2 protein-coding genes are annotated in these 1,711 nt (G+C 28.2%); both read left to right on the top strand.

Going from position 1 to position 1,711, the window contains the following annotated elements:
* The first annotated feature begins 182 nt into the window (after window positions 1–182).
* Window positions 183–1,145, top strand: coding sequence for a hypothetical protein (locus AC07XN_RS24315; protein WP_494744924.1), 963 nt, complete (start codon window positions 183–185; stop codon window positions 1,143–1,145).
* 189 nt (window positions 1,146–1,334) lie between these two features.
* Window positions 1,335–1,711 (top strand): hypothetical protein (locus AC07XN_RS24310; protein WP_494744923.1); only part of this gene is annotated, 377 nt, incomplete at its 3' end.

Raw genomic sequence — 1,711 nt, 5'->3', positions numbered from 1 at the left:
CTAAAAAAGCGTATTCTATTTCCCTCCCTTGGCGTAGTGTTTTTACTACGTCAGTGTGTACTGCAATGTTACATGGCAAAAAGGAAAACATTCTATAAGTTTATAACTCCAACAAAGGCGAAAAGTTTGTAACTGGTCAAAAACACTATGCCAAACGAAGGTTCATCAAAACTTTAATTAATATGAAAAAACTAATTATTACCTTTTTTCTAGCAACTCTTTTTACCAAAGCTTTTTCGCAAAAAACACAGACTATTAAGGGTAATGTGATGTGTATCATTCAAGATGGACTCATAACATCTGAGTGGACTGATGAAGATGATGCTTCTACAGCATCATTATTTCAAACGGATTTAAAAACGAAAAGTCGTCATTTGATAGCTAAAGACTTGGGAAATGACCAAATAGCAGTGGTTGATGAAAAAAAATTATTATATATAAATTATAAAAGGTTATTTACATTTGACATTACAAATAAACAGAATAAAGTGTTTTATGAGGTAAATGATTCTGTTGATATAGTTGGTATTTCATTGGACTTAGCAAAGGAAAATGTTTACGCTATCGAAATAGATAGAAAATTGAACGTATTTAAGATAGTCCGTATCAATATTTCTAATAGAACTTCTAAAATTGTAGCTATTTCTAAATTTGACTTAGAAGATGTTGAATATGTTGAAGCTAATATAGTTACAAAAAAAAATAACTTATACATATTGGTAAATTTCACGTTATATGAGTTTGATATAATTAAAAATCAGCTCAGTATGATTGATTCTGCTATTGAAAGTTTTGCTATTGATAACGAAAGTCTATATTACTTTAAAAACTATAAAGAAGGTAAAACACATTTAGAGGTAATCAATCTATTAAATAGTAAAAGGTTGATTATTGATAAAGTAGGTAAGTATAAAATTGTTGAAAGCATCTATACCTGTGAACTTTATGAATTAAAAACATCAATTATTAACAATAAATATAGAGCATCACTACATTATTGTGGTGATTTGTTTAGAATTACGGATTCATCTTTTAAGCCTGTAGATAAATTTGTTTTATTCGAAAATGAGAAAGTAATAGTATTTAAGACTAAAGATAATTATTTAAAAAACAACAACAATTTTATTCTAAAACAGAAGCTATAGACACTCACGCTTGGCGTAAACTAGGTCAGGTGTGGGACTATAGAAGTATGCAGAGTCCGCAACTTGAAAACTTATAAAATGCGTCGCATTTTTGCAATATAACATTGCTTGACACGCTGACGTAGTGAAAAACACTACGCCAAGTGAGGGTTATCTCCAACAAAGGCGAAAAAATTAAAGAATAAGATAATGAATATTGAACAATTTACCGTAGAATACGCCAAATATTTTTCTTCAAATACTGAATTAAAAATTATTTTTCAAATGGGAGGTAAAAAAAAAGGAAAAAAAAGGGTTGAACAAGTAATTCAAAGATATAAAGACATAACCGAATTTTTGATGCATAATAAAGAATGTTGGCTTGTTCTTAAAATTTGGGATGTTCCTTTGGGTACTTTTACACAATTAGAAAACGCAGGGTTTGAAATAAATTTATCAGACTCAATATTTGAAGATAATTTTAATGATTCTATCATTAAAGAAAATTACACACAAGACGATAAAATACTCTTAATTAATTATAAAAAGTATGATTTTGAAAAAATTCGACCAGTAATACAATGTAT

It is taken from the genome of Arcicella sp. GW458-12-2-14-TSB2, from assembly GCF_059423785.1.
The sequence above is the reverse complement of the archived record's forward strand: the minus strand, read 5'-3'. Positions and strand labels throughout refer to the sequence as shown.

What these genes read in the sequence shown, in the direction of transcription:
- AC07XN_RS24315 (WP_494744924.1), top strand. Translation starts at nt 183, where the DNA reads ATGAAAAAACTAATTATTACCTTTTTTCTAGCAACTCTTTTTACCAAA.